This window comes from Streptomyces sp. R302 (genome assembly GCF_012927245.1).
GTDB lineage: Bacteria > Actinomycetota > Actinomycetes > Streptomycetales > Streptomycetaceae > Streptomyces.
On the sequence record NZ_JABBGE010000004.1, the window covers coordinates 412,098 to 432,155 of the forward strand.

The window sequence follows — 20,058 nt, forward strand, 5'->3', positions numbered from 1 at the left end:
GCAGACATGGACGTACTGACAGAGAACTTCTCGCTCTACGGCGAGGGTTTCCTCGGCACCCTCGAACTCACCCTCTACGCCTCGGCGCTCGCCCTCGTCCTGGGCTTCGTCATGGCGGCCTTCCGGGTCGCGCCCGTCGGCTCCTTCCGGGTCTTCGGCACCGTCTGGGTCACCATCCTGCGCAACACCCCGCTCACCCTGCTCTTCTTCGCGGTGATGCTGGGCCTGCCCCGCTTCGGACTGGTCCTGCCCTTCGAGCTGTTCGCGGTCCTCGCGCTGGGCTGCTACACCTCCGCCTTCATCTGCGAGGCGCTGCGCTCCGGCATCAACACCGTCCCCGTCGGGCAGGGCGAGGCGGCCCGCAGCCTCGGCATGAGCTTCACCCAGACCCTCGGCGCGGTCGTCCTGCCGCAGGCCTTCCGCTCGGTGATCCCGCCGATCGGCTCCACCCTGATCGCCCTCGCCAAGAACTCCGCCATCGCCGGCGCCTTCAGCGTCACCGAACTCCTGGGCACCTACAAGACCTTGAGCGAACTCGGCTACAACATCATCTGGACCTTCGTCTGGATCGCCGTCGGCTACCTGATCATCACCCTCTCCATCAGCGCGGTCTTCAACGTGATGGAGAAGCGCTGGGGGGTGGCCCGATGAGCCGCACACAGCAGGCCAGCGCCCTCTACGACCTCCCCGGCCCGCAGGCCCGCCGCCGGCACCTCCTCTACGGCCTCGCCTCCACCGTCGTGATCCTCGGCCTCGCCGCCTGGATCCTCTATCTCCTCTTCGACACCGGGCAGTTCACCGCCGTGAAGTGGCGGCCCTTCCTCTACGAGGGCATCCAGGAGCTGCTGCTCGAAGGGCTCGGCAACACCCTCAAGGCCTTCGCGCTCGCCGCCGCCCTCTCCCTGGCGCTCGGCGCGGTCCTCGCCACCGGGCGGCTCTCCGACCACCGGCCGGTGCGCTGGATCGCCACCCTGCTCGTGGAGTTCTTCCGCGCCATGCCCGTCCTCGTGATGATCTTCTTCATCTTCGTGGCGCTCAAGGTGCAGCCGCTGCCCGCGCTCGTCGCCGGACTCACCCTCTACAACGGCTCGGTGCTCGCCGAGGTCTTCCGCACCGGCGTGCACGCCGTGCCGCGCGGGCAGGGCGAGGCCGCGTACGCGCTCGGCATGCGCAAGACCCAGGTCATGACCTGGGTCCTGGTCCCGCAGGCGGTCCGGGCGATGCTGCCGGCCATCATCAGCCAGCTGGTGGTCGCCCTCAAGGACACCTCGCTCGGCTATCTCATCACCTACGAGGAGTTCCTCCAGGCGGGCAAGCTGATCGCCTCCAACCTCGACTACGACCTGCCCTTCATCCCGGTCGTCCTCGTCATCTCGCCGATCTACATCGGCATGTGCATGCTGCTCTCCTGGTTCGCGACCTGGGTCGCGCGACGGGAGCGCCGTGACCCCCGCACGAAGGGGGTGGACGTCGCTCCCGCCGCACCGGTGACCACGCTGCCGGGCCGCGAGTGACCCCCGTACGGGCCCCCGCAGGGGCCTGAAGCCGGCCCGGCAGCAGCCGTGATCACTGCTCCCGCAGCGGCACCGACAGATACGAGGGGTCGGACGCGGGGGAGGAGAAGGTCAGCTGCGCGCCGGCCGGGTTGTGCTCGATGTACAGCGGGTCGACGGTGTCGACGACCACCGCGAGGCGATGGCCGGCCGGGACGTCGTAGGCCGTGGAGAACAGCTCCAGGTCCACGGCGAACGGCCGGCCCGGCGTCCTGTCGTGGAAGGTGTACGGGGCGTTGGACACCAGCTTCCCGAAGCCCAGCGGGCCCACGTCGTAGAGGTACGCGACGAAGGTGCCGCTCGACGCGGTCGGGGTGACCGTGGTGTGCAGCACCGGCGTGCCGCGCACCGCCGCGCCGGAGCCGTACCGCCCGGACTGCCAGACGGCGGCGAAGGAGCGGGGGAGGAGGGGCACGGAGACGGTGGGCGGGGTCTGCGCCAGCTGGTCGAGGAGGTTGCTGAGCAGCACGATGCCGCCGTCGGCACCGGAGTTCACGTTGGCCCAGACGTGCTCGGAGTCGTCCAGCGCGATTCGCTCGCGGTGCGCGTTGACGGACTTCCAGTCGGCGTACCCCTCGTACCCGCCGTCGGACCGGGGCTTGAGCTGGACGGGCTGCTCGCGGTCGATGCCGTTGTCGGCGCCCTTGAGGTAGCGGTCGAACCAGCGGTGGGCGCTGGTCCAGGTGTCGTTGGGAAGCCCGAGGATGCCGGTGGCCTCGGCGGTGGCATGGTCCCCGGGCCGGAATTCGAGCCGCTTCGGTCCCTGGAGCTTCTCGTAGAAGCTCGCGTACTGGTTGGGCGGGAAGATTGTGTCGCCCCAGGCGTTGCCGAGCATGATCGCGGCGCCGTTGGCGTTGATCCGGTCCAGGTAGGTGGCGGCGGACCGCTGCCGCCCCCAGGCGATCATCTCGTCCTCCTGGTCCAGGTTCGAGGAGAGGAAGTCGCCGAGGATCTTCTCCAGTTCGGGCCCCGGACGACCGGTGAGATACCCGGCCCCGCCGAGCAGGGCGGCGGCCTGGAGGTGCTGGGTGCGGCCGCTGTAGATCGACTCGATGAGATCGGCCCACCCGCTGAGCGCGGCGACGGCCTTGATCCGCGCATCGTGCGCGGCGGCGAGGAGGCTGATGCCGGCCCCGTAACTCACCCCGGCCATACCGACCTTGGCGGGATCGGCGGGGGTGTGGGCGAGCGCCCAGTCGATCACCCTCGACGCGTCGGCGACGTCCTTCGGCCCCGCGGTCTCGATCTCCCCGCCGGACTGCCAGAAGCCGCGGGAGTTGTAACTCACCACGACGTAACCGGAGTCGGCGAGCTTCTGCGCCTGCGCCAGGTACTCGACCTGGGGCATGGCCCAGCTGGTGGGCAGCACGACGACCGGGAAGCGCGCGGAGCCGTCCGCCCCGGCGGGCGTGACCACGTTCGCCTTGAGCACGGTGCCGCCGTCCCCGGCGATGTCCACGAACCGGATCGACGTCCCGTCGGCGCCGGACGACTCGGCGGCATGCGCGACGGGGGAGAGCGACAGGGCCGTCCCGGCCAACATCACGGCCGACACGGCGAGGGCCAGGGGTGTACGCACGGGCCACTCCTCGATGGGGGGTCGCCGATGGGTGGTCGGCAAGGTGGCCCGACGGTAACCGCAGCGTGCTACCCATGGTAACCGGTCGGTAAGTTACGTGCGGGTAACGATTGCGGGGCGGCGCGACCGGGACGCCCACACCCGCCTCAGGACCGAGGCCCCGCCACTGCCGCACGCCCCGAACCCCGGCTCCCCCTCCGCCGCCGAGCGAGTCCGCTCCGGACGCCCCGGGGCCCCGCCTCCGACCCAGCCGCACGACGACCCCGCGCCCTCCTACGACGCACCGCGCGACCACGTCAGGCCCCCAGGGCCCGCCACGAGCGGACGCGCTCCGGCGCACCAAGGCCCGGAGGCGCCGTGGCGCCACGGGCCGCTCCCGGTCGGCCTGTGCCGGGCCGCTCCCGGTCGGCCTGTGCCGGGCCGCTCCCGGTCGGCCTGTGCCGGGCCGCTCCCGGTCGGCCTGTGCCGGGCCGCTCCCGGTCGGCCTGTGCCGGGCCGCTCCCGGTCGGCCCGTGGCCGGGGGTCGGGCGGCTACCGGGGTGTCGCCGCTCGTAGGGTCTCCGCCGTCGTGAAGTCCTTGTGTGCCTCTTCGTACGCGTGTGCTGCGAGGAGCATCGTCGAGCGGTCGGTCAGGGCACGGGCCTCTGCCGTCGGGGAGAGGCGGCGGGCCAGGGCCCCCCCCTCGTCGAGGAGCGGGCGCAGCGGGTCGAGGATGCGGTGGGTGCGGTGCGTGACGCGCAGGGCCGCGCGGAGCGTCAGCCGCCGGTGTGCGGTCAGCAGCTCCGGCAGCCACCGGGCCGGATCCGTCGCCGTTCGGGCTGTCAGGGCCGCCTTCTCCGCCTCCAAGGACTCCGTCGACGCCGCGAACGCCTCCTGGGTGTCGGGCGACCAGTGCCGCGCGTCCTCGCCGAAGGGCGGGCCGAGAGCCCCGGGCGCGGCGGGCGGCTCGTCGGGGCGGCCCGACAGCAGGAACAGCGTCACCCACCAGTTCTGGATGTTGCTCCAGGAGACGGGTTCCCCGTCGGCCGCCAGCCGGGCCAGCGCCTCGCCCGCTTCCCGGCGGTGCTCCCCGGCCTCGCCGCCCCGCCCCGCCCGGTCGAGCACCTCCGCCTGCCGCAGCAGGGACCACACCAGGATCGCCAGGGCCGTGCGCCCCTCGGCCGCCGCCGTCCGCTCCTCCGCCAGGAACCTCCCGAACGCCGCCACCGCCTCCGCGCTCCGGCCCGCCGCCTCCCGCAGCGCCGACCCCCGTACCGCCGCCCAGAAGTCGTCCTCCGCCTCCTCGTTCGACGCCTCCAGCGCATCCGCGTACCGGCCCTCCTCGGACAGCACCGTGATCAGCTGGCCCGCCCCGTACCGGGGATGATCCACCTGGCCCCGCTCGTACCCCTCCCGGCCCACCGCCGCCGACTCCCGGCAGAACGCGAGTGCCTCGGCCCGCCGACCCTGCCGGAGCAGTTCCGAGCCGTACCGGCCGAGTGCCCGGCACAGGACCTCCGTCCGCTGCGGATGGGCGGGGTCGAGCAGACGCGCCGCCGCGACCCCCTCCACGGCCAGTTCCTCGCGCCGCTCCGGCGTCGTCGCCCGCGTCCAGTCGAGCCGCCGCACCAGCTTCGGTGCGTAGACGGCCGGGCTGACCGGGGCCAGTACCCGGTACGCCTCCAGTTCCTGACGTTGGTCCAGCCGCCCCGACCCCAGCAGGAACACCCGCGCCCTCATCACCTTGTCCGCGTCCACGACCCCTGCGTCCCCCGCTCCACCCCGATGCGTCATGGCGGAGATTCTGGGCGTCCGCCGACAGCCCGGACAAGGCGCGCGAACTGTGCGTTCCGTCCTACGAAAAGCGGCTCTGACCTGTCATGATGGACACGTCTTCACCCCTGCTCCAGGCTGGAGCCGTGAAGCAGCCGACGGACCTCCCCGATGTCTTCGACCCCCGCGTCCACGCCGCCGGGCCCCCGCACGACGCCTTCCGCGAGCTGCGCGACCGGGCGCCGGTCGCCTGGCAGGAGGAGCGGTCGGTGCTCGGCTGGCCGGCCGGGCCCGGCTTCTGGGCGGTGACCCGGCACGCCGACGTCGTCCGGGTCCTCAAGGACGCGGGGACGTACTCCTCCTGGTTCGGCGCCACCCAGATCCGCGATCCCGACCCCGCCGATCTGCCGTTCATCCGCCGCATGATGCTCAATCAGGACCCGCCGGAACACGGCAGGTTGAGGCGGCTCGCCAGTCGCGCCTTCACCCCGGGGCGGATCGCGCGATTCGAGGCGACCGCCCGCGCCCGGGCCCGGGAGCTGCTGACGGCGGCCCGGGAGACGGGCGGCGAGGTCGACCTCGTCCGGGCCGTCACCGACGACTACGCGCTGCTCAACCTCACCGACCTGCTCGGCGTGCCCGCAAGCGACCGGGGCCTGCTGCACGCCTGGACCGAGCGGGTCATCGCCTACCAGGACCCCGACGAGCCCGCCGTCCTCGACGCCGACGGCAAGCCCGTCAACCCCCGGTCACCGGCCATGCTCGCCGAGATGTTCGCGTACGCGCAGGACCTCGCCGCCCACAAGCGCGCACACCCCGCCGACGACCTGATGACCGCCCTCGCCACCACCGAACTCGACGACGCCGAACTGGAGATGTTCTTCTTCCTCCTCACCGTCGCCGGCAACGACACCGTGCGGTCCGCCGCCCCGGGAGGCGTGCTCGCCCTCGCCGGAGACCCCGGCGAACAGCGGCGGCTCCGGCGGGGCGAGGTCGGCATGGACACCGCCGTCGACGAACTCCTGCGCGTCCACCCGCCGGTGCTCTCCTTCCGCCGCACCGCCGCCCGCACCACCGAACTCGCCGGGGTCCGGATCGCCGAGGGCGACAAGGTCGTCGTCTTCCACGGCTCCGCCAACCACGACGAACGCGTCTTCCCCGACCCGCACCGGCTGGACCTCGGCCGCCGCCCCAACCCCCACGTCTCCTTCGGCGACGGCCCGCACGTCTGCCTCGGCGCGCACTTCGCCCGACTTCAACTCCGGGTCTTCTACGAGGAGTCGATGGAAGTCTGCGGCGGCTTCGAGCTCGCCGGTCCGCCCCGGCGGCTCGTCTCGAACTTCATCAACGGGATCAAGTCGCTGCCGGTGCGACCGCGGGTGCCCTGAGCGCCGCCCGTGTCACGTCGGCCACCAGCTCGACCACATCGGGGCCGTACGCCTGCGAGTTGACCACCCGCAGCAGCAGGACGAAGGAGCCGCCGCGATGGGTGCGGGCGAGCCGTTCGTGGTGGCGGGCCAGATAGCGGGTCGCCGCCTGGTTGGTGATCGCCCGCTGCCCGCAGAAGAGGAAGACCGGCCGCCCGCCCTCGCCCGCCGTGATCCGGGCCAGCACGACGTACTCGACGGCCCCCGGGTCCATCCGGTACCGCTCGCCGCCGACCTCGATCGCGCCCCGCTCCTCCACCGGGTCCGGCTCGGTGTTCATGGACAGCCCGGGCAGCAGGGATCCGAGATGCGCCTGCATGCGTCTGTTCGACCCCGGCCCGCCGACGCAGAACTCCGTGCGGTCGCCGAAGCCCAGATGTGTCCGGTCGTGCTGGACGATCTGCGCCTGCGCCCCGCAGTCCTTCACCAGGGCGGCGAGTTCGAGCAGCGCGAAGACGTCGAAGCGGTGCACCGCCCCTTCCCCGCCCGCCTCGCGGTTCACCACGAGCAGACACTCCGCGTGGCCGGGCAGGCCGAAGAACGCCTGCTTGCGACGGAGCCGCCGACGCCACACGTACGTCCGGGTCAGCCAGCCCAGCGAGGCGCTGAGCCCGGTCGCCAGCACGCCGAGCACGATGTTGCGCAGGTCCTCGTCCATAGGGGCGCATGCTAGCGGCGGCCGGGTGACCGTTCGAGAGGGGGCGGGGAGGCGGTCCTGACGGCCGGGCCGACAGAAGTTACCCTGCGTGGACGGTCATTGACGGGAGGTCAGGATGCGTCGCTCCACGGTCCGGTACGGGGTGCTCGCGGCGGCTGCCGCGACGGTGCTCTCGGTGGGGGCCGCGGCCCCACCCCGTACCGCCCCACAGACCCCACCGGCCGCACCGGCCCTGGCGACCACCCCCGTCGCGCCGCTCGCACCCGACAAGGTGCCGGTGGCCGTCGGGCACGGCGGCGCCGTCGCCAGTGTGGACGCCGACGCCAGCGCCGCCGGCATCGAGATCCTCCGCCGGGGCGGCAACGCCGTCGACGCGGCCGTCGCCGTCGCCGCCGCCCTGGGCGTCACCGAGCCCTACTCGGCCGGCATCGGCGGAGGCGGCTTCCTCGTCCACTACGACGCCAGGAGCCGTACGGTCTCCACCGTCGACGGCCGCGAGACCGCGCCGGCCTCCGCCGACAGCGGCCTCTTCACCGAGAACGGCGCCCCGCTGCCCTTCGACGAGGCGATGACCAGCGGGCGTTCCGTCGGCACCCCCGGCACCCCCGCCACCTGGGCGGCCGCCCTCGACGCCTGGGGCAGCAAGCCGCTGGGCGAACTCCTCGCCCCCGCCGAGCGGCTGGCCCGCGAGGGCTTCACGGTCGACGCCACCTACCGCGCCCAGACCGCCGCCAACGAGGCCCGCTTCCGCGACTTCCCGGCCTCCGCCGCCCTCTTCCTGCCCGGCGGCCGGCTGCCCGAGGTCGGCTCGGTCGCCCGGAACCCCGACCTGGCCCGTACGTACGCCACCCTCGCCGAGCAGGGCGTCGGCGCCCTGTACCGGGGCCCGCTCGCCCGCGACATCGTGCGGACCGTCCGCACCCCTCCGGTCCGCGAGGGCGCGGCGCGCGTGGTCCGCTCCGGCGACCTGACGGAGCGGGACCTCGCCGCCTACCGGACCGTCCGGCGCGCGCCCACCAAGGTCACCTACCGGGGCCTCGACGTCTACGGCATGGCCCCGTCCTCGTCCGGCGGCACGACCGTCGGCGAGGCCCTCAACATCCTGGAGACCACGGACCTCTCCGCCGCCCCCGAGGAGGGCTACCTCCACCGCTTCATCGAGGCGAGCCGGATCGCCTTCGCCGACCGGGGCCGCTGGGTCGGCGACCCGGCCTTCGAGTCCGTGCCCGTCCGGGGCCTGCTCTCGCAGCGGTACGCCGACTCCCGGGCCTGCCTGATCCGCGACGACGCCGCGCTCACCAGCCCGCTCGCGCCCGGCGACCCCCGGAACCCGGTGCCGTGCGCGCCCGGCGGGACGGCGGCCCCGACGACGTACGAGGGCGAGAACACCACCCACCTCACGGTCGCCGACCGGTGGGGGAACGTCGTCGCCTACACCCTCACCATCGAGTCGACCGGCGGCAGCGGCATCACCGTCCCCGGGCGCGGCTTCCTGCTCAACAACGAGCTGACCGACTTCTCCTTCGTCCCGGCGAACCCCGCCGTGCACGACCCCAACCTGCCCGGCCCCGGCAAGCGCCCCCGCTCCTCGATCTCGCCGACGATCGTCCTCGACCGGCACGACCGCCCGGTCCTCGCCCTCGGCTCGCCCGGCGGCGCCACCATCATCACCACCGTCCTGCAGACCCTGACCGGCGTCGTCGACCGGGGCCTGCCGCTCGTCGACGCCATCGCCGCCCCGCGCGCCAGCCAGCGCAACCAGGCGACGACCGAACTCGAACCCGCCCTCTGGAACAGCCCCGTGAGGTCCCGGCTCGAAGCGCTCGGGCACGGCTTCCGGCAGAACCCGGAGATCGGCGCCGCGACCGGCGTCCAGCGCCTCCCCGGCGGACGCTGGCTCGCCGCCGCGGAGACCGTCCGCAGGGGCGGCGGCTCGGCGATGGTGGTCCGCCCGGACAAGTGACGCCGCGTCAGGCGTCGCCGTCCGTGGCCTCCAGGCCCATCCGGCGCGCCAGCGCGGCGACGCCCCGGACCATGAGGCCGTCGCAGATCTGCTGCGGGGTGACGGCGTTGGCCCGGTGGTCGTCGTGCACCTCGTACAGGAGGGCGTGGACGAGCCGCTCCTCGCGCGCCGTGGCGGGCGCGGGGAGCGGCGTGTCCCGCCACAGCCGCGCGACGGCGGACGGCGACACGGGCACCGGCAGCCCGCAGTGCAGTGTGCTCGGCGCCACCGCCAGACGGAGCGCCCCGAGCGCGACGGACGTCTCCGACAGCTCGCGCCGGAACGCCGCCCGGGCGGCCGCCTCCGGCGCCACCGCCCGGGCCGCCTCCTCGGCCTCGGCGACCGTCGGCCCGTCCGTCCAGACCAACGTCGGAACCTCCGCCGCTTCCAGGGCCACGGCCGTGCCGAACCGCTCGCCCAGGGCGGCGAGCGCCTCCGCCCCGAGGGTGTCCCGCTCCGCTCTCTCCGTCATGCGGCGAGTCTACGAACGGCCTCCGACAACGCCCTGGGGCGCCTGCTCGGCGCCTACAGGGCCGTGAGCACGCGCGGCCCCGCGTCCGTGACGGCGACGGTGTGCTCGGCGTGGGCGGCGCGGGAGCCGTCGAGGGTACGGATCGTCCAGCCGTCCCGCGCCGTGTAGTGCCCGTCGCCGCCGCCCCCGATGAGCATCGGCTCGATCGCCAGGACCATGCCGTGGCGCAGCTTCATCCCGCGCCCGGGCCGCCCCTCGTTCGGCACGCCCGGGTCCTCGTGCATCGCGCGGCCGATGCCGTGTCCGCCGAAGCCGTCCGGGATGCCGTACCCGGCCTTCCGGCACACCGTGCCGATGGCGTGCGCCACGTCCCCGATCCTGTTGCCGACCACGGCCGCCGCGACACCGGCCGCCAAGGCCTCCTCGGCCGCCCCGATCAGCCGGGCGTCCTCGGCGCGGGCGCGGCCGACGGTGAAGCTCACCGCCGCGTCCCCCGCCCAGCCGCCCAGCAGCGCCCCGCAGTCCACCGACACCAGGTCGCCGTCGGCGAGCCGGGTGCCGTCCGGGACGCCGTGCACGATCGCGTCGTTGACGGAGACGCAGACGACGGCCGGGAAGGGCGTCGGCGCCCAGTCCGGCCGGTAGCCCAGGAAGGGCGAGCCGGCACCGGCCTCCGCGAGGACCTCCCGGGCCGCCCGGTCCAGCTCCGTGGCGGGCACCCCGGGCGCCGCCGTCTGCCGCGCGGCCGCCAGGGCGCGGGCCACCACGCGGCCCGCCTCGCGCATCGCGTCCATGTTCTCGTCGGTCTTGATCTCTACCATTCCCATTACTATACCGGTATAAAAATGGGGGCGGGCGGGTATGGTGGGGGCATGGTGCGCACCCCCCTCACCCCGGAAGAGCGCGAGCGCGGCGAGCGGCTCGGGCGGCTGCTGCGCGAGGCTCGCGGCGAGCGGTCGATGGTGGAGATCGCCGCGGCGGCCGGCCTCTCCGCCGAGACGCTCCGCAAGATCGAGACCGGCCGCGCCCCCACCCCGGCCTTCTTCACCGTCGCGGCCCTCGCCGGCGTCCTCGACCTGTCACTGGACGACGTCCTGGTCCGCAGCGCGCCGCTGCCCGCCTGAGCCCCGCCTGAGTCCCGCCCGCCTGAGCCTTGCCCGCCTGGGCCTCCCCCTCGGGCCGCCGCCGGGTGGCCCCCCTCCCGCCGGGGGAGGACGCTGGAAGGGAGTACGTCCGGGTGGACCGAGGGCGTACCGCACGGAGCCCCCGCCCGGCCGGGATCGGAGCTGTGCCATGCGCATGCTGCTGAAGGTCGAGATGGACACCGCGGCCTCCAACGAGGCCATCAGGCAGGGCAGCATCCCGGGGCTCATGCAGGAGACGATCGCGCGGATCCACCCCGAGGCCGCCTTCTTTACGGTCGAACACGGCTGTCGCACCGGCTACTTCTTCTTCGACCTCACCGACCTCACCGACCTGCCGGCCATCTCCGAGCCGTTCTTCATGAGGCTCGGCGCCAAGGTCCACTACTCGCCGGTCATGAACCCGGAGGAGCTCGCCGAGGGCCTGAGCCGGCTCAGCGGCCGAGCCTGACCCCGCCCCTCCGGCCCGCCCCTCCGGCCCGCCCCTCCGGCCCGCCCCTCCGGCCCGCCCCTCCGGCCCGCCCCTCCGGCCCGGACCGCCGGTCCTCACGCCGGGACCGCCGGCTGGACGCGGCTGTGCCGGGGCGTCCCGATCTCGTCGAGCAGGGCGAGCGCCAGGTCGGCGTGGGCGATCCGGCCGGGGCCGTCGACGACCGTGCCGACCGCCGTCCGGTACCCGCCCGTGGGCTCCGCCTCCGCGTCCAGGTTCAGCGGCGGCACCACCATCAGCCAGTCGAGCTCCGGCCCGGCCCCGGCCGTGAGCAGCTCGAACTCCACCACGTGCCCCCGGGCGAAGGCCCGCCACTCCGCCGGGAAGCCCGGCGCTTCCATCGGCCGGACGCCGGACGCGTCCTCCAGGGTGGTGGCGATCCCCAGGGTGAGGAGCCGGCCCACCCCCGCCGCCGGGAGCCCGGCGGGCAGCGCCTTCGCCGTCGCGGTGAAGTGCTCCTCCGACGGCACGTCGAGACGGACCGAGGCGTGCGGGGCCGCGTCGTGCCCGGCGGCGAGCGCGGCCACCGACTCCGGGTCCGTCACGTCGCCGCGTACGACGGTCACTCCCGGCGTCTCCAGGCCGGGGTGGCGCGCCGGGTCGCGTACCACCGCCGTCACTCGGTGCCCCCGGGCCGTCGCCTCCGCCACGGCCGCGCGGCCGATCCGCCCGCCGGCGCGCCGAACACGACGATCTTCAAAGGAACCGGCGCCGCTACCGTCGGCCCCATGAGCGAACGGCCCCCGATCCCCGTCCGGTTCGACGACCCCGACTGCGCCGACGGGGCCGTCCAGCCCTTCCGCGTCGGCGACAAGTGGACCGGCGTGGTGCTGCGCTGCCTGGAGGACGGCGCCGCCCGCCGCTTCCTCACCCGGAGCGCGTACGAGGAGAACCCGCCGCGCGTCGAGTACGCCTTCACCCCGCTCGGCCGCTCCCTCCTCGGCCCGCTGGACACCGCCTGCGCCTGGGCCCGCGCCCACGGCGCCGAGATCGGCGACGCCCGGGCCGCGTACGCCCGGGCCGTGTACGCGCGGGACAGCCCGGTGGCGTAACAGCGGATGCGGGCGCCCGGACGGGGCCCCACCGTGGTGCCGTGCCTCCTCAGCCCCGCCGAACCCGCCCGCCCCGCCGTACGCCCCGGCGCCTCCGGACGCTCGCCGCCGCCCTCGTCCCGCTGCTGCTCCTCGCCGCGGCGGCCTGCGGCGCCGACTCCGCGGGCGTACGGACGCAGGACCCGCCGAGCGGCGCGGCCCCGGAGCGGTTCCGCCACCCGGGCGTCCTCGTCGGCGGCGCCCAGCTCGCCGCCGTCCGGCGCCACGTGGCGGCCGGCGACGAACCGTGGACCTCCGCCTACCGGGCGATGAGCTCCTCCGCGTACGCCGCCCTCGACTACGTACCGCACCCGGCCGAGACCGTCGCCTGCGCCTCCAACGCCGGCACCGACGCCTGCGTCGCCGAACGCGCGGACGCCCTCGCCGCGTACACCCACGCCCTCATGTGGTCCGTGTCGGGGAAGCGGGCGCACGCCGCCAAGGCGGTCGAGATCATGGACGCCTGGGCGCGGACCGTGAAGGAGCACACCCGCGACGACGCCGACCTCCAGACCGCCTGGTCCGGCTCCTCCTGGGCGCGCGCCGCCGACATCGTGCACGCCGGCTACCCCGCCTGGGACGCCGCCGCCGTGCAGCGCTTCAAGTGGATGCTGCGCAAGGCGTACCTCCCCGCCGTCACCTCCAAGGTGCCCGACTACAACGGGAACTGGGAGCTGGTGATGACCGACGCCGCCATCGGCATGGCCGTCTTCCTGGAGGACCGCCGGCTCTTCGAGCAGTCCGTACGCCGCTACCGCGCCCGCGTGCCCGCCTACTTCTACCTCGCCTCCGACGGCGCCCTGCCCAAGCCGCCGCCCGGCGGCACCATCGACACCCCCGACGAACTGGCCGGCTACTGGTTCGGCCAGCGCACCTACCGCGACGGCCTCGGCCAGGAGACCTGCCGCAACTTCATGCACATCGGCTACTCGCTGGCCGCCACCGCCCACATCGCCGAGACCGCCTGGCACCAGGGCGTCGACCTCTACCGCGAGGAGGCCCCGCGGATCGCCGCCGCGCTGGAGTTCCACGCCCGCTACCAGCTCGGCGCCACCGCCCCGCGCTGGCTCTGCGGCGGCAAGGTCGAGCGCACCATGGGCCCCGACGTCGAGGTCGCCCTCAACCACCTCGAAGGCCGCATGGGGATGCGGCTGCCGCAGACCGCCCGGCTCGCCGCCAGCCAGCGGCCCGGCGGCACCGACGACCTCTTCGTCGCCTGGGAGACCCTGACGCACGCCCGCAACCCCACCCCGGCATAGGCTCCCCGGTCATGACGACCGAGCGACGAATCCCCGAGGAACTGCGGCGCGCCCGCTACCTCAGCCTCACCACCTTCCGCAAGGACGGGACCGGGGTCGCCACCCCGGTCTGGTACGCCGTCGAGGGCGAGCGGGTGTACGTGTGGACCCGCACCGACTCCTGGAAGGTCAAGCGCCTCCGCAACGACCCCCGGGTCGAGCTGGTCCGCTGCGACGTGCGCGGCAACGTCCCCGAGGACGCCGTCCGCGTCCCCGGCACCGCCCGGCTGGTCTCCGGGGAGGAGCTGAGGCACGTCCGGAAGCTGCTCTCCCGCAAGTACACCTACCAGTACTGGCTGGTGGACTGGCCGGCCACGATCGCCCGGCTCGGCAAGCGCCCCCACACCGGGATCGTCGTCACCCTGTGACCCCGGGCAGGAGATCGATGTGGTCCCCTGGGCACGGAAAGGAAAACGGACCGTAGCCGTCCCGTAACACGACTGCGGTGCAATGCCCTGCGGTGGACCGGAAGGTCCCCTTCTCCCGAGAGCGGGGCAGGTGCATACAGATGACGGTCACTCACATTCCCTCCCGGATGGCCGAGTTCGCCCGCTGGCTGAACGGACTGGCCGCCCGCGCCGAGCAGGTCGGCGGCTGGTGGGCCGTCTTCGCCGAACGGGACCCGGAGGGCCTGCGCGCCTGCCTCGATGGCACTGAACTGCTGCCCTGGGACGTCGTCGAGTCCCTGCTCCGGGACGTGGGGGAGGCCCCGGGCAGGGGACGGGAGCTGTACGAGGCCGCTGCCGGCGCCCACGACCGGACGCCCGGCGGGGCCGAGGCCCTGGTGGCCCGCCGCGACACGATGGAGCGCGAACGCCGGCACGCCGAGGCCCGGATCGAGGAGCTGGAGCGCCACCTCGGCGCCCACCCGGCCCCCGGCCCCGAGGAGGCGAACCGGCTGGTCCACGACCTCGCCTGGACCCGCGACGACCACGCCCGCGCCACCGCCCGGATCGCCGATCTCACCGACCGGCTCGACCGGCTCGACCGCCTCGACCGGCTGCGGGCCGCGCCCGCGCCGGCCGGAGGCGAAGCGGTGCCGGGCGAGGCTCCCGCGCCGGAGCGGCGGCGGCCGCGCGGCGCCCGGTACGCCTGGACGGGGACGGGGGACGACGACGAGGGGCCCGCGCCCGTCGCTGTGCCCGAGCCGCCCGCCGGTGGGGGCGAGCCGCCGCGCGGCGCCCGGTTCCGGGGGCGCACCGGGTCCCGTACCGCCGCGTCGGACGCCTCCACTCCCGAGGCGGTCCCCACGGACGAGACGGACGCGGCGCACCGGGCGGACCAGGCACGGGAGGCCGCCCGCGCCGCCGCCAACGCCGTCCACGCGCTCCGGCGGCTGCGGGCCCAGGGCCGTACCGGCGAGGCGCACGTGCTGCTCTTCGAGGCGCTCGCCGGACCGCCCGCCCGGCTGCCCGCGCTCGCCGCGGAGCTGCACCGGGCCGGCCTCGGCGCCGACTGGAGCACCCTGCTCTGGGAGGCCGCCTCGCTGCCGCCCGCCCGGCTGGCCGCCGTCGCCGGGGCGCTCGCCGACGCGGGCCGCGCCGACGACTGCGAACAGCTGCTGCGCCAGGGCATGGCCCGGCCGGTCGAGGAGCTCGCCGGGGCCGTCGCCGCCCTGGTCGCGGAGGCCCGTGAACGCGAGGTCCACGCCCTGCTCACCGCCTTCATCCGGGTCCGTACCCCTGAGGAGGCGGCCCGGCTCGCCGCCGTCGACCCGGCCCTCCTCATGCCCCGGCTCGGTGCGGCGGCCCGCGCCCTGTCGGCGGCCGACGACCGGGCGCTGCGGCACGCGCTGCGGGTGGGCGGCGTGCTCGGCCCCTGAGGCCGGAAGCGTACGTGCGGGGAGCAGTCGGCACGTGTCGGTACGTGTCCGGTGTGGACCACTCCGGTATGAAACATGATCGACTGCGCTGCTTCCGGGCGGCGGTCTTGCTCCGGGGTGTGACGGGGCTTACGTTCTCCTCCTACGCACCGCGTCTACGGGCGTAGAGGCTCTCTGACGCCGCGCCGAAGGAGCTGCTCATGACCGTCGTACGCGCCGCACTCGTCCAGGCGACCTGGACCGGCGACACCGAATCCATGATCGCCAAGCACGAGGAGCACGCCCGCGAGGCGGCCCGCCAGGGCGCCCGGGTGATCGGCTTCCAGGAGGTGTTCAACGCCCCCTACTTCTGCCAGGTCCAGGAACCCGAGCACTACCGCTGGGCCGAGCCCGTCCCGGACGGCCCCACCGTCACGCGGATGCGGGAGCTCGCGCGCGAGACCGGCATGGTGATCGTCGTCCCGGTCTTCGAGGTCGAGGCCGAGGGCTTCTACTACAACACCGCGGCCGTCATCGACGCGGACGGCAGCTACCTCGGCAAGTACCGCAAGCACCACATCCCCCAGGTCAAGGGGTTCTGGGAGAAGTACTACTTCCGCCCGGGGAACGCCGGCTGGCCGGTCTTCGACACCGCCGTCGGCAAGGTCGGCGTCTACATCTGCTACGACCGCCACTTCCCCGAAGGCTGGCGCCAACTGGGCCTCAACGGCGCCCAGTTGGTCTACAACCCCTCGGCCACCCACCGCGGCCTCTCCTCCTACCTGTGGCAGCTGGAGCAGCCCGCCGCCGCCGTCGCCAACGAGTACTTCGTCGCCGCGATCAACCGCGTCGGCGTCGAGGAGTACGGCGACAACGACTTCTACGGCACCAGCTACTTCGTCGACCCGCGCGGCCGCTTCGTCGGCGACGTCGCCTCCGACAAGGAGGAGGAACTCGTCGTCCGCGACCTCGACTTCGGCCTCATCGAGGAGGTCCGGCAGCAGTGGGCCTTCTACCGGGACCGCCGCCCCGACGCGTACGACGGGCTGGTCCAGCCGTGAACAGCCTCTACGCCCGCCACCGTTCCGTCCTGCCCGACTGGCTCGCCCTCTACTACGAGGAGCCGATCGAGATCACCCACGGCGAGGGCCGCCACGTCTGGGACGCCGACGGCCGCCGCTACCTCGACTTCTTCGGCGGCATCCTCACCACCATGACCGCCCACGCCCTCCCCGAGGTCACCAAGGCGGTCGCCGAACAGGCCGGCCGGATCGTCCACTCCTCCACCCTCTACCTCAACCGCCCCATGGTGGAGCTGGCCGAACGGATCGCCACCCTCTCCGGCATCCCCGACGCCCGCGTCTTCTTCACCACCTCCGGCACCGAGGCCAACGACACGGCCCTGCTCCTCGCCACCGCGTACCGCGGCTCGAACCAGATCCTGGCGATGCGCAACAGCTACCACGGCCGCTCCTTCTCCACCGTCGGCGTCACCGGCAACCGCTCCTGGTCGCCCACCGGCCTCTCCCCGCTCCAGACCCTCTACGTGCACGGCGCGGTCCGCGGCCGCGGACCCTTCGCCGGCCTCAGCGACGAACGCTTCACCGAGGCCGCCGTCGCCGACCTCGAAGACCTCCTCGGCCAGACCCACCGCACCGCCGCCCTCATCGCCGAACCCATCCAGGGCGTCGGCGGCTTCACCTCCCCGCCCGACGGCCTGTACGCCGCCTTCCGCCGCGTCCTCGACCGCCACGGCATCCTCTGGATCTCCGACGAGGTGCAGACCGGCTGGGGCCGCACCGGCGAACACTTCTGGGGCTGGCAGGCGCACGGCCAGGCCGGCCCGCCCGACCTCCTCACCTTCGCCAAGGGCATCGGCAACGGCATGTCCGTCGGCGGGGTCGTCGGCCGCGCCGAGATCATGAACTGCCTCGACGCCAACTCCATCTCCACCTTCGGCGGTTCACCCGTCACCATGGCCGCCGGGCTCGCCAACCTCGGCTACCTCCTCGACCACGACCTCCAGGGCAACGCCCGCCGCGTCGGCGGCCTCCTCATCGAGCGGCTCCGCGCCGCCGCGGCCGGCGTCGACCTCGTCCGCGAGGTCCGCGGCCGGGGCCTCATGATCGGCATCGAGCTCGCCGACCCGGTCACCGGCGCCGCCGCCCCCGAGGCCGCCTCCACCGTCCTGGAGAAGGCCCGCGAGAACGGCCTCCTCATCGGCAAGGGCGGCGGCCACGGCACCAGCGCGCTGCGCGTCGCACCCCCGCTCTCCCTCACCGTCGCCGAGGCCGAAGAGGGCGCCGCCATCCTCGAACAGGCCCTCCGATCCCTCTAGTTGGCAGGGGAGTACTCCCGTGAGCACCCGAACCCTGATCCGGGGCGGCCTCGTCGTCACCGCCTCCGACGAACTCCACGCCGACGTCCTCGTCGAGGACGGCCGCGTCGCCGTGCTCGCCGCCCACGGCTCCGACGCGGCGGCCCGCCTGACCGCCGACCGCGTCCTCGACGCCACCGACCGCTACGTCGTCCCGGGCGGCGTCGACGCCCACACCCACATGGAACTCCCCTTCGGCGGCACCTTCGCCTCCGACACCTTCGAGACCGGCACCCGCGCCGCCGCCTGGGGCGGCACCACCACCCTCGTCGACTTCGCCGTCCAGACCGTCGGCCACAGCCTCCGCGAGGGCCTGGACACCTGGTACGCCAAGGCCGACGGCAACTGCGCCGTCGACTACGGCTTCCACATGATCATGTCGGACGTCACCCCGACCACCCTGAAGGAGATGTCCCTCCTCATCCAGGAGGGCGTGACCTCCTTCAAGCTCTTCATGGCCTACCCGGGGGTCTTCTACTCGGACGACGGCCAGATCCTGCGGGCCATGCAGGTGGCCGGCGAGACCGGCGGGCTGATCATGATGCACGCGGAGAACGGCATCGCGATCGACGTCCTGGTGGAGCAGGCCCTGGCCCGGGGCGAGACGGACCCCCGCTACCACGGCGAGGTCCGCAAGGCCCTGTTGGAGGCGGAGGCGACGCACCGGGCGATCCAGCTGGCCCGGGTCGCCGGCTCGCCGCTGTACGTCGTCCACGTGTCGGCGGAGGAGGCGGTGGCCGAGCTGGCCGCCGCCCGCGACAAGGGCCTGCCGGTCTTCGGCGAGACCTGCCCGCAGTACCTGTTCCTGTCGACGGACAACCTGGCGGAGCCGGACTTCGAGGGCGCCAAGTACGTGTGCAGCACCCCGCTTCGCCCGAAGGAGCACCAGGCGGCGCTGTGGCGGGGGCTGCGGACGAACGACCTCCAGGTGGTGTCGACGGACCACTGCCCGTTCTGCTTCGTGGGGCAGAAGGAGCTGGGACGCGGTGACTTCTCGAAGATCCCCAACGGCCTGCCGGGGGTGGAGAACCGCATGGACCTCCTCCACCAGGCCGTCGTCGACGGGCACATCTCGCGGCGCCGCTGGATCGAGATCGCCTGCGCGACCCCGGCCCGCATGTTCGGCCTCTACCCGCAGAAGGGCACGATCGCGCCCGGCGCGGACGCGGACATCGTCATCTACGACCCGCACGCCACCCAGGTCCTCTCGGCCGAGACCCACCACATGAACGTCGACTACTCGGCGTACGAGGGGAAGACCGTCACCGGCCGGGTCGAGACCGTCCTCTCGCGGGGTGTCCCGGTCATCGAGGACCGCACCTACGTCGGCCGCGCCGGCCACGGCGTCTTCCTCCCCCGATCCACCTGCCAGTACCTGAACTAGGAGGCCACCGAAGTGGACTTCGGACTCGTGCTCCAGACCGACCCGCCCGCCTCGCAGGTCGTCGGCCTCATGCGCCGGGCGGAACGCAACGGCTTCCGCTACGGATGGACCTTCGACTCCGCCGTGCTGTGGCAGGAACCCTTCGTCATCTACAGCCAGATCCTGGCCAACACCACGAAGCTGCACGTGGGCACGATGGTCACCAACCCGGGGACGCGTACGTGGGAGGTGACGGCCTCCACCTTCGCCACGCTCAACGACATGTACGGCAACCGCACCGTCTGCGGCATCGGCCGCGGCGACTCCGCCATGCGCGTCGCCGGCCGCAAGCCGAACACCCTCGCCCGCCTCGGCGAGGCCATCGAGGTCATCCGCGACCTCGCCGAGGGCCGCGAGGCGACCGTGGACGGCAACCCGATCCGCATCCCGTGGGTCAGGAACGGCAAGCTGCCGGTGTGGATGGCGGCGTACGGCCCCAAGGCCCTCGCCCTCGCCGGGCAGAAGGCCGACGGCTTCATCCTCCAGCTCGCCGACCCGTTCCTGACCGAGTGGATGGTCAAGGCGGTCCGCAAGGCCGCCCAGGACGCCGGCCGCGACCCCGACGCCCTGACGATCTGCGTCGCCGCCCCCGCGTACGTCACGGCCGACGACTCCCCGGAGGCGCTCGCCCACGCCCGGGAGCAGTGCCGCTGGTTCGGCGGCATGGTCGGCAACCACGTCGCCGACCTCGTCGCCAAGTACGGCGAACACTCCGGCATGGTTCCCGAGGCCCTCACCGCGTACATCAAGGACCGGCAGGGGTACGACTACTCCCACCACGGCCGCGCCGACAACCCCGACACCGCCTTCGTCCCCGACGAGATCGTCGACCGCTTCTGCCTCCTCGGCCCCGCCGAGGCCCACGTCGAGAAGCTCCGCCACCTCAAGGAGCTGGGCGTCGACCAGTTCGCCGTCTACGACATGCACGACAACCGCGAGGGCACGATCGACGCCTACGGCTCCGACATCATCCCCGCCCTGAACCGCTGAACG

20 protein-coding genes are annotated in these 20,058 nt (G+C 73.8%); 14 read left to right on the forward strand and 6 right to left on the reverse strand.

The window, feature by feature from the left end; genetic code table 11:
- Window positions 1-6: 6 nt before the first annotated feature.
- On the forward strand, window positions 7-651 hold the full coding sequence (locus HHL19_RS14835; RefSeq protein ID WP_169089587.1) for an amino acid ABC transporter permease: 645 nt from the start codon (window positions 7-9) through the stop codon (window positions 649-651).
- Entirely contained in the window at window positions 648-1,514 is an 867-nt protein-coding gene (locus HHL19_RS14840) for an amino acid ABC transporter permease (RefSeq protein ID WP_169089589.1), read from the forward strand. The genes HHL19_RS14835 and HHL19_RS14840 overlap by 4 nt, the downstream gene beginning before the upstream one ends.
- 52 nt (window positions 1,515-1,566) lie before the next feature.
- On the opposite strand, the gene HHL19_RS14845 is transcribed toward HHL19_RS14840, so the two are convergent.
- Together HHL19_RS14845 and HHL19_RS14850 are read right to left on the reverse strand one after the other, a co-directional pair.
- On the reverse strand, window positions 1,567-3,096 hold the full coding sequence (locus HHL19_RS14845) for an alpha/beta fold hydrolase (protein WP_169090068.1): 1,530 nt from the start codon (window positions 3,094-3,096) through the stop codon (window positions 1,567-1,569).
- Between the two features lie 567 nt (window positions 3,097-3,663).
- Window positions 3,664-4,905: a hypothetical protein gene (locus HHL19_RS14850; RefSeq protein WP_169089591.1), complete on the reverse strand. Its 1,242-nt coding sequence runs from the start codon at window positions 4,903-4,905 to the stop codon at window positions 3,664-3,666.
- Between the two features lie 125 nt (window positions 4,906-5,030).
- Between HHL19_RS14850 and HHL19_RS14855 the strand changes: the two genes are divergently transcribed.
- The gene (locus HHL19_RS14855) at window positions 5,031-6,272 is read left to right on the forward strand and encodes a cytochrome P450 (protein ID WP_346768345.1); all 1,242 of its coding nucleotides are present in this window, start codon (window positions 5,031-5,033) and stop codon (window positions 6,270-6,272) included.
- On the opposite strand, the gene HHL19_RS14860 is transcribed toward HHL19_RS14855, so the two are convergent.
- The gene (locus HHL19_RS14860; protein WP_169089595.1) at window positions 6,238-6,969 is read right to left on the reverse strand and encodes a hypothetical protein; all 732 of its coding nucleotides are present in this window, start codon (window positions 6,967-6,969) and stop codon (window positions 6,238-6,240) included. The two genes, HHL19_RS14855 and HHL19_RS14860, sit on opposite strands and share 35 nt — an antisense overlap.
- Before the next feature lie 115 nt (window positions 6,970-7,084).
- On the opposite strand from HHL19_RS14860, the gene ggt reads away from it, so the two are divergent.
- On the forward strand, window positions 7,085-8,932 hold the full coding sequence (gene ggt / locus HHL19_RS14865) for a gamma-glutamyltransferase (RefSeq protein WP_169089597.1): 1,848 nt from the start codon (window positions 7,085-7,087) through the stop codon (window positions 8,930-8,932).
- A 7-nt stretch (window positions 8,933-8,939) separates the two neighbouring features.
- Here the strand turns inward: ggt and HHL19_RS14870 are convergent, their stop codons facing one another.
- Together HHL19_RS14870 and map are read right to left on the reverse strand one after the other, a co-directional pair.
- On the reverse strand, window positions 8,940-9,443 hold the full coding sequence (locus tag HHL19_RS14870; RefSeq protein ID WP_169089599.1) for a hypothetical protein: 504 nt from the start codon (window positions 9,441-9,443) through the stop codon (window positions 8,940-8,942).
- 53 nt (window positions 9,444-9,496) lie between these two features.
- Complete coding sequence (gene map, locus HHL19_RS14875; protein WP_169089601.1) at window positions 9,497-10,264, reverse strand: type I methionyl aminopeptidase; 768 nt, start codon at window positions 10,262-10,264, stop codon at window positions 9,497-9,499.
- Between the two features lie 51 nt (window positions 10,265-10,315).
- On the opposite strand from map, the gene HHL19_RS14880 reads away from it, so the two are divergent.
- Together HHL19_RS14880 and HHL19_RS14885 are read left to right on the forward strand one after the other, a co-directional pair.
- Window positions 10,316-10,567, forward strand: coding sequence for a helix-turn-helix transcriptional regulator (locus tag HHL19_RS14880; protein ID WP_169089603.1), 252 nt, complete (start codon window positions 10,316-10,318; stop codon window positions 10,565-10,567).
- A gap of 169 nt (window positions 10,568-10,736) precedes the next feature.
- Complete coding sequence (locus tag HHL19_RS14885; protein ID WP_169089604.1) at window positions 10,737-11,036, forward strand: hypothetical protein; 300 nt, start codon at window positions 10,737-10,739, stop codon at window positions 11,034-11,036.
- Window positions 11,037-11,131: 95 nt separating this feature from the next.
- On the opposite strand, the gene HHL19_RS14890 is transcribed toward HHL19_RS14885, so the two are convergent.
- Window positions 11,132-11,695, reverse strand: a complete 564-nt coding sequence (locus tag HHL19_RS14890) for an NAD(P)H-binding protein (RefSeq protein ID WP_346768347.1) — start codon at window positions 11,693-11,695, stop codon at window positions 11,132-11,134.
- 108 nt (window positions 11,696-11,803) lie between these two features.
- Here HHL19_RS14890 and HHL19_RS14895 point away from each other — a divergent pair, with 108 nt between their 5' ends.
- From HHL19_RS14895 to HHL19_RS14930, 8 genes are all read left to right on the forward strand, one after another.
- Window positions 11,804-12,127, forward strand: a complete 324-nt coding sequence (locus HHL19_RS14895; RefSeq protein ID WP_169090071.1) for a helix-turn-helix domain-containing protein — start codon at window positions 11,804-11,806, stop codon at window positions 12,125-12,127.
- A gap of 41 nt (window positions 12,128-12,168) precedes the next feature.
- Window positions 12,169-13,425 carry an alginate lyase family protein gene (locus HHL19_RS14900; protein ID WP_169089606.1) on the forward strand — a complete coding sequence of 419 codons (1,257 nt, stop codon included), beginning with the start codon at window positions 12,169-12,171 and terminating at the stop codon, window positions 13,423-13,425.
- Between the two features lie 11 nt (window positions 13,426-13,436).
- Complete coding sequence (locus tag HHL19_RS14905; protein WP_169089608.1) at window positions 13,437-13,832, forward strand: PPOX class F420-dependent oxidoreductase; 396 nt, start codon at window positions 13,437-13,439, stop codon at window positions 13,830-13,832.
- Between the two features lie 140 nt (window positions 13,833-13,972).
- Window positions 13,973-15,286, forward strand: coding sequence for a UL36 very large tegument protein (locus HHL19_RS14910; protein WP_169089610.1), 1,314 nt, complete (start codon window positions 13,973-13,975; stop codon window positions 15,284-15,286).
- 200 nt (window positions 15,287-15,486) lie between these two features.
- Window positions 15,487-16,326: a nitrilase-related carbon-nitrogen hydrolase gene (locus HHL19_RS14915; protein WP_169089612.1), complete on the forward strand. Its 840-nt coding sequence runs from the start codon at window positions 15,487-15,489 to the stop codon at window positions 16,324-16,326.
- A complete protein-coding gene (locus HHL19_RS14920) occupies window positions 16,323-17,603 on the forward strand; it encodes an aspartate aminotransferase family protein (RefSeq protein WP_169089614.1) in 1,281 nt (426 codons plus the stop codon). The genes HHL19_RS14915 and HHL19_RS14920 overlap by 4 nt, the downstream gene beginning before the upstream one ends.
- A gap of 19 nt (window positions 17,604-17,622) precedes the next feature.
- The gene (gene hydA, locus HHL19_RS14925) at window positions 17,623-19,026 is read left to right on the forward strand and encodes a dihydropyrimidinase (RefSeq protein ID WP_169089616.1); all 1,404 of its coding nucleotides are present in this window, start codon (window positions 17,623-17,625) and stop codon (window positions 19,024-19,026) included.
- Window positions 19,027-19,038: 12 nt separating this feature from the next.
- Window positions 19,039-20,055 carry a TIGR03842 family LLM class F420-dependent oxidoreductase gene (locus HHL19_RS14930; RefSeq protein ID WP_169089618.1) on the forward strand — a complete coding sequence of 339 codons (1,017 nt, stop codon included), beginning with the start codon at window positions 19,039-19,041 and terminating at the stop codon, window positions 20,053-20,055.
- The last annotated feature ends 3 nt before the right edge of the window (window positions 20,056-20,058 follow it).

Coding starts and splice junctions, on each gene's coding strand:
- HHL19_RS14835 (WP_169089587.1), top strand. CDS start 7: ATGGACGTACTGACAGAGAACTTCTCGCTCTACGGCGAGGGTTTCCTC.
- HHL19_RS14840 (WP_169089589.1), top strand. CDS start 648: ATGAGCCGCACACAGCAGGCCAGCGCCCTCTACGACCTCCCCGGCCCG.
- HHL19_RS14845 (WP_169090068.1), bottom strand. CDS start 3,096: ATGTTGGCCGGGACGGCCCTGTCGCTCTCCCCCGTCGCGCATGCCGCC.
- HHL19_RS14850 (WP_169089591.1), bottom strand. CDS start 4,905: ATGACGCATCGGGGTGGAGCGGGGGACGCAGGGGTCGTGGACGCGGAC.
- HHL19_RS14860 (WP_169089595.1), bottom strand. CDS start 6,969: ATGGACGAGGACCTGCGCAACATCGTGCTCGGCGTGCTGGCGACCGGG.
- ggt (WP_169089597.1), top strand. CDS start 7,085: ATGCGTCGCTCCACGGTCCGGTACGGGGTGCTCGCGGCGGCTGCCGCG.
- HHL19_RS14870 (WP_169089599.1), bottom strand. CDS start 9,443: ATGACGGAGAGAGCGGAGCGGGACACCCTCGGGGCGGAGGCGCTCGCC.
- map (WP_169089601.1), bottom strand. CDS start 10,264: ATGGTAGAGATCAAGACCGACGAGAACATGGACGCGATGCGCGAGGCG.
- HHL19_RS14880 (WP_169089603.1), top strand. CDS start 10,316: ATGGTGCGCACCCCCCTCACCCCGGAAGAGCGCGAGCGCGGCGAGCGG.
- HHL19_RS14885 (WP_169089604.1), top strand. CDS start 10,737: ATGCGCATGCTGCTGAAGGTCGAGATGGACACCGCGGCCTCCAACGAG.
- HHL19_RS14895 (WP_169090071.1), top strand. CDS start 11,804: ATGAGCGAACGGCCCCCGATCCCCGTCCGGTTCGACGACCCCGACTGC.
- HHL19_RS14905 (WP_169089608.1), top strand. CDS start 13,437: ATGACGACCGAGCGACGAATCCCCGAGGAACTGCGGCGCGCCCGCTAC.
- HHL19_RS14910 (WP_169089610.1), top strand. CDS start 13,973: ATGACGGTCACTCACATTCCCTCCCGGATGGCCGAGTTCGCCCGCTGG.
- HHL19_RS14915 (WP_169089612.1), top strand. CDS start 15,487: ATGACCGTCGTACGCGCCGCACTCGTCCAGGCGACCTGGACCGGCGAC.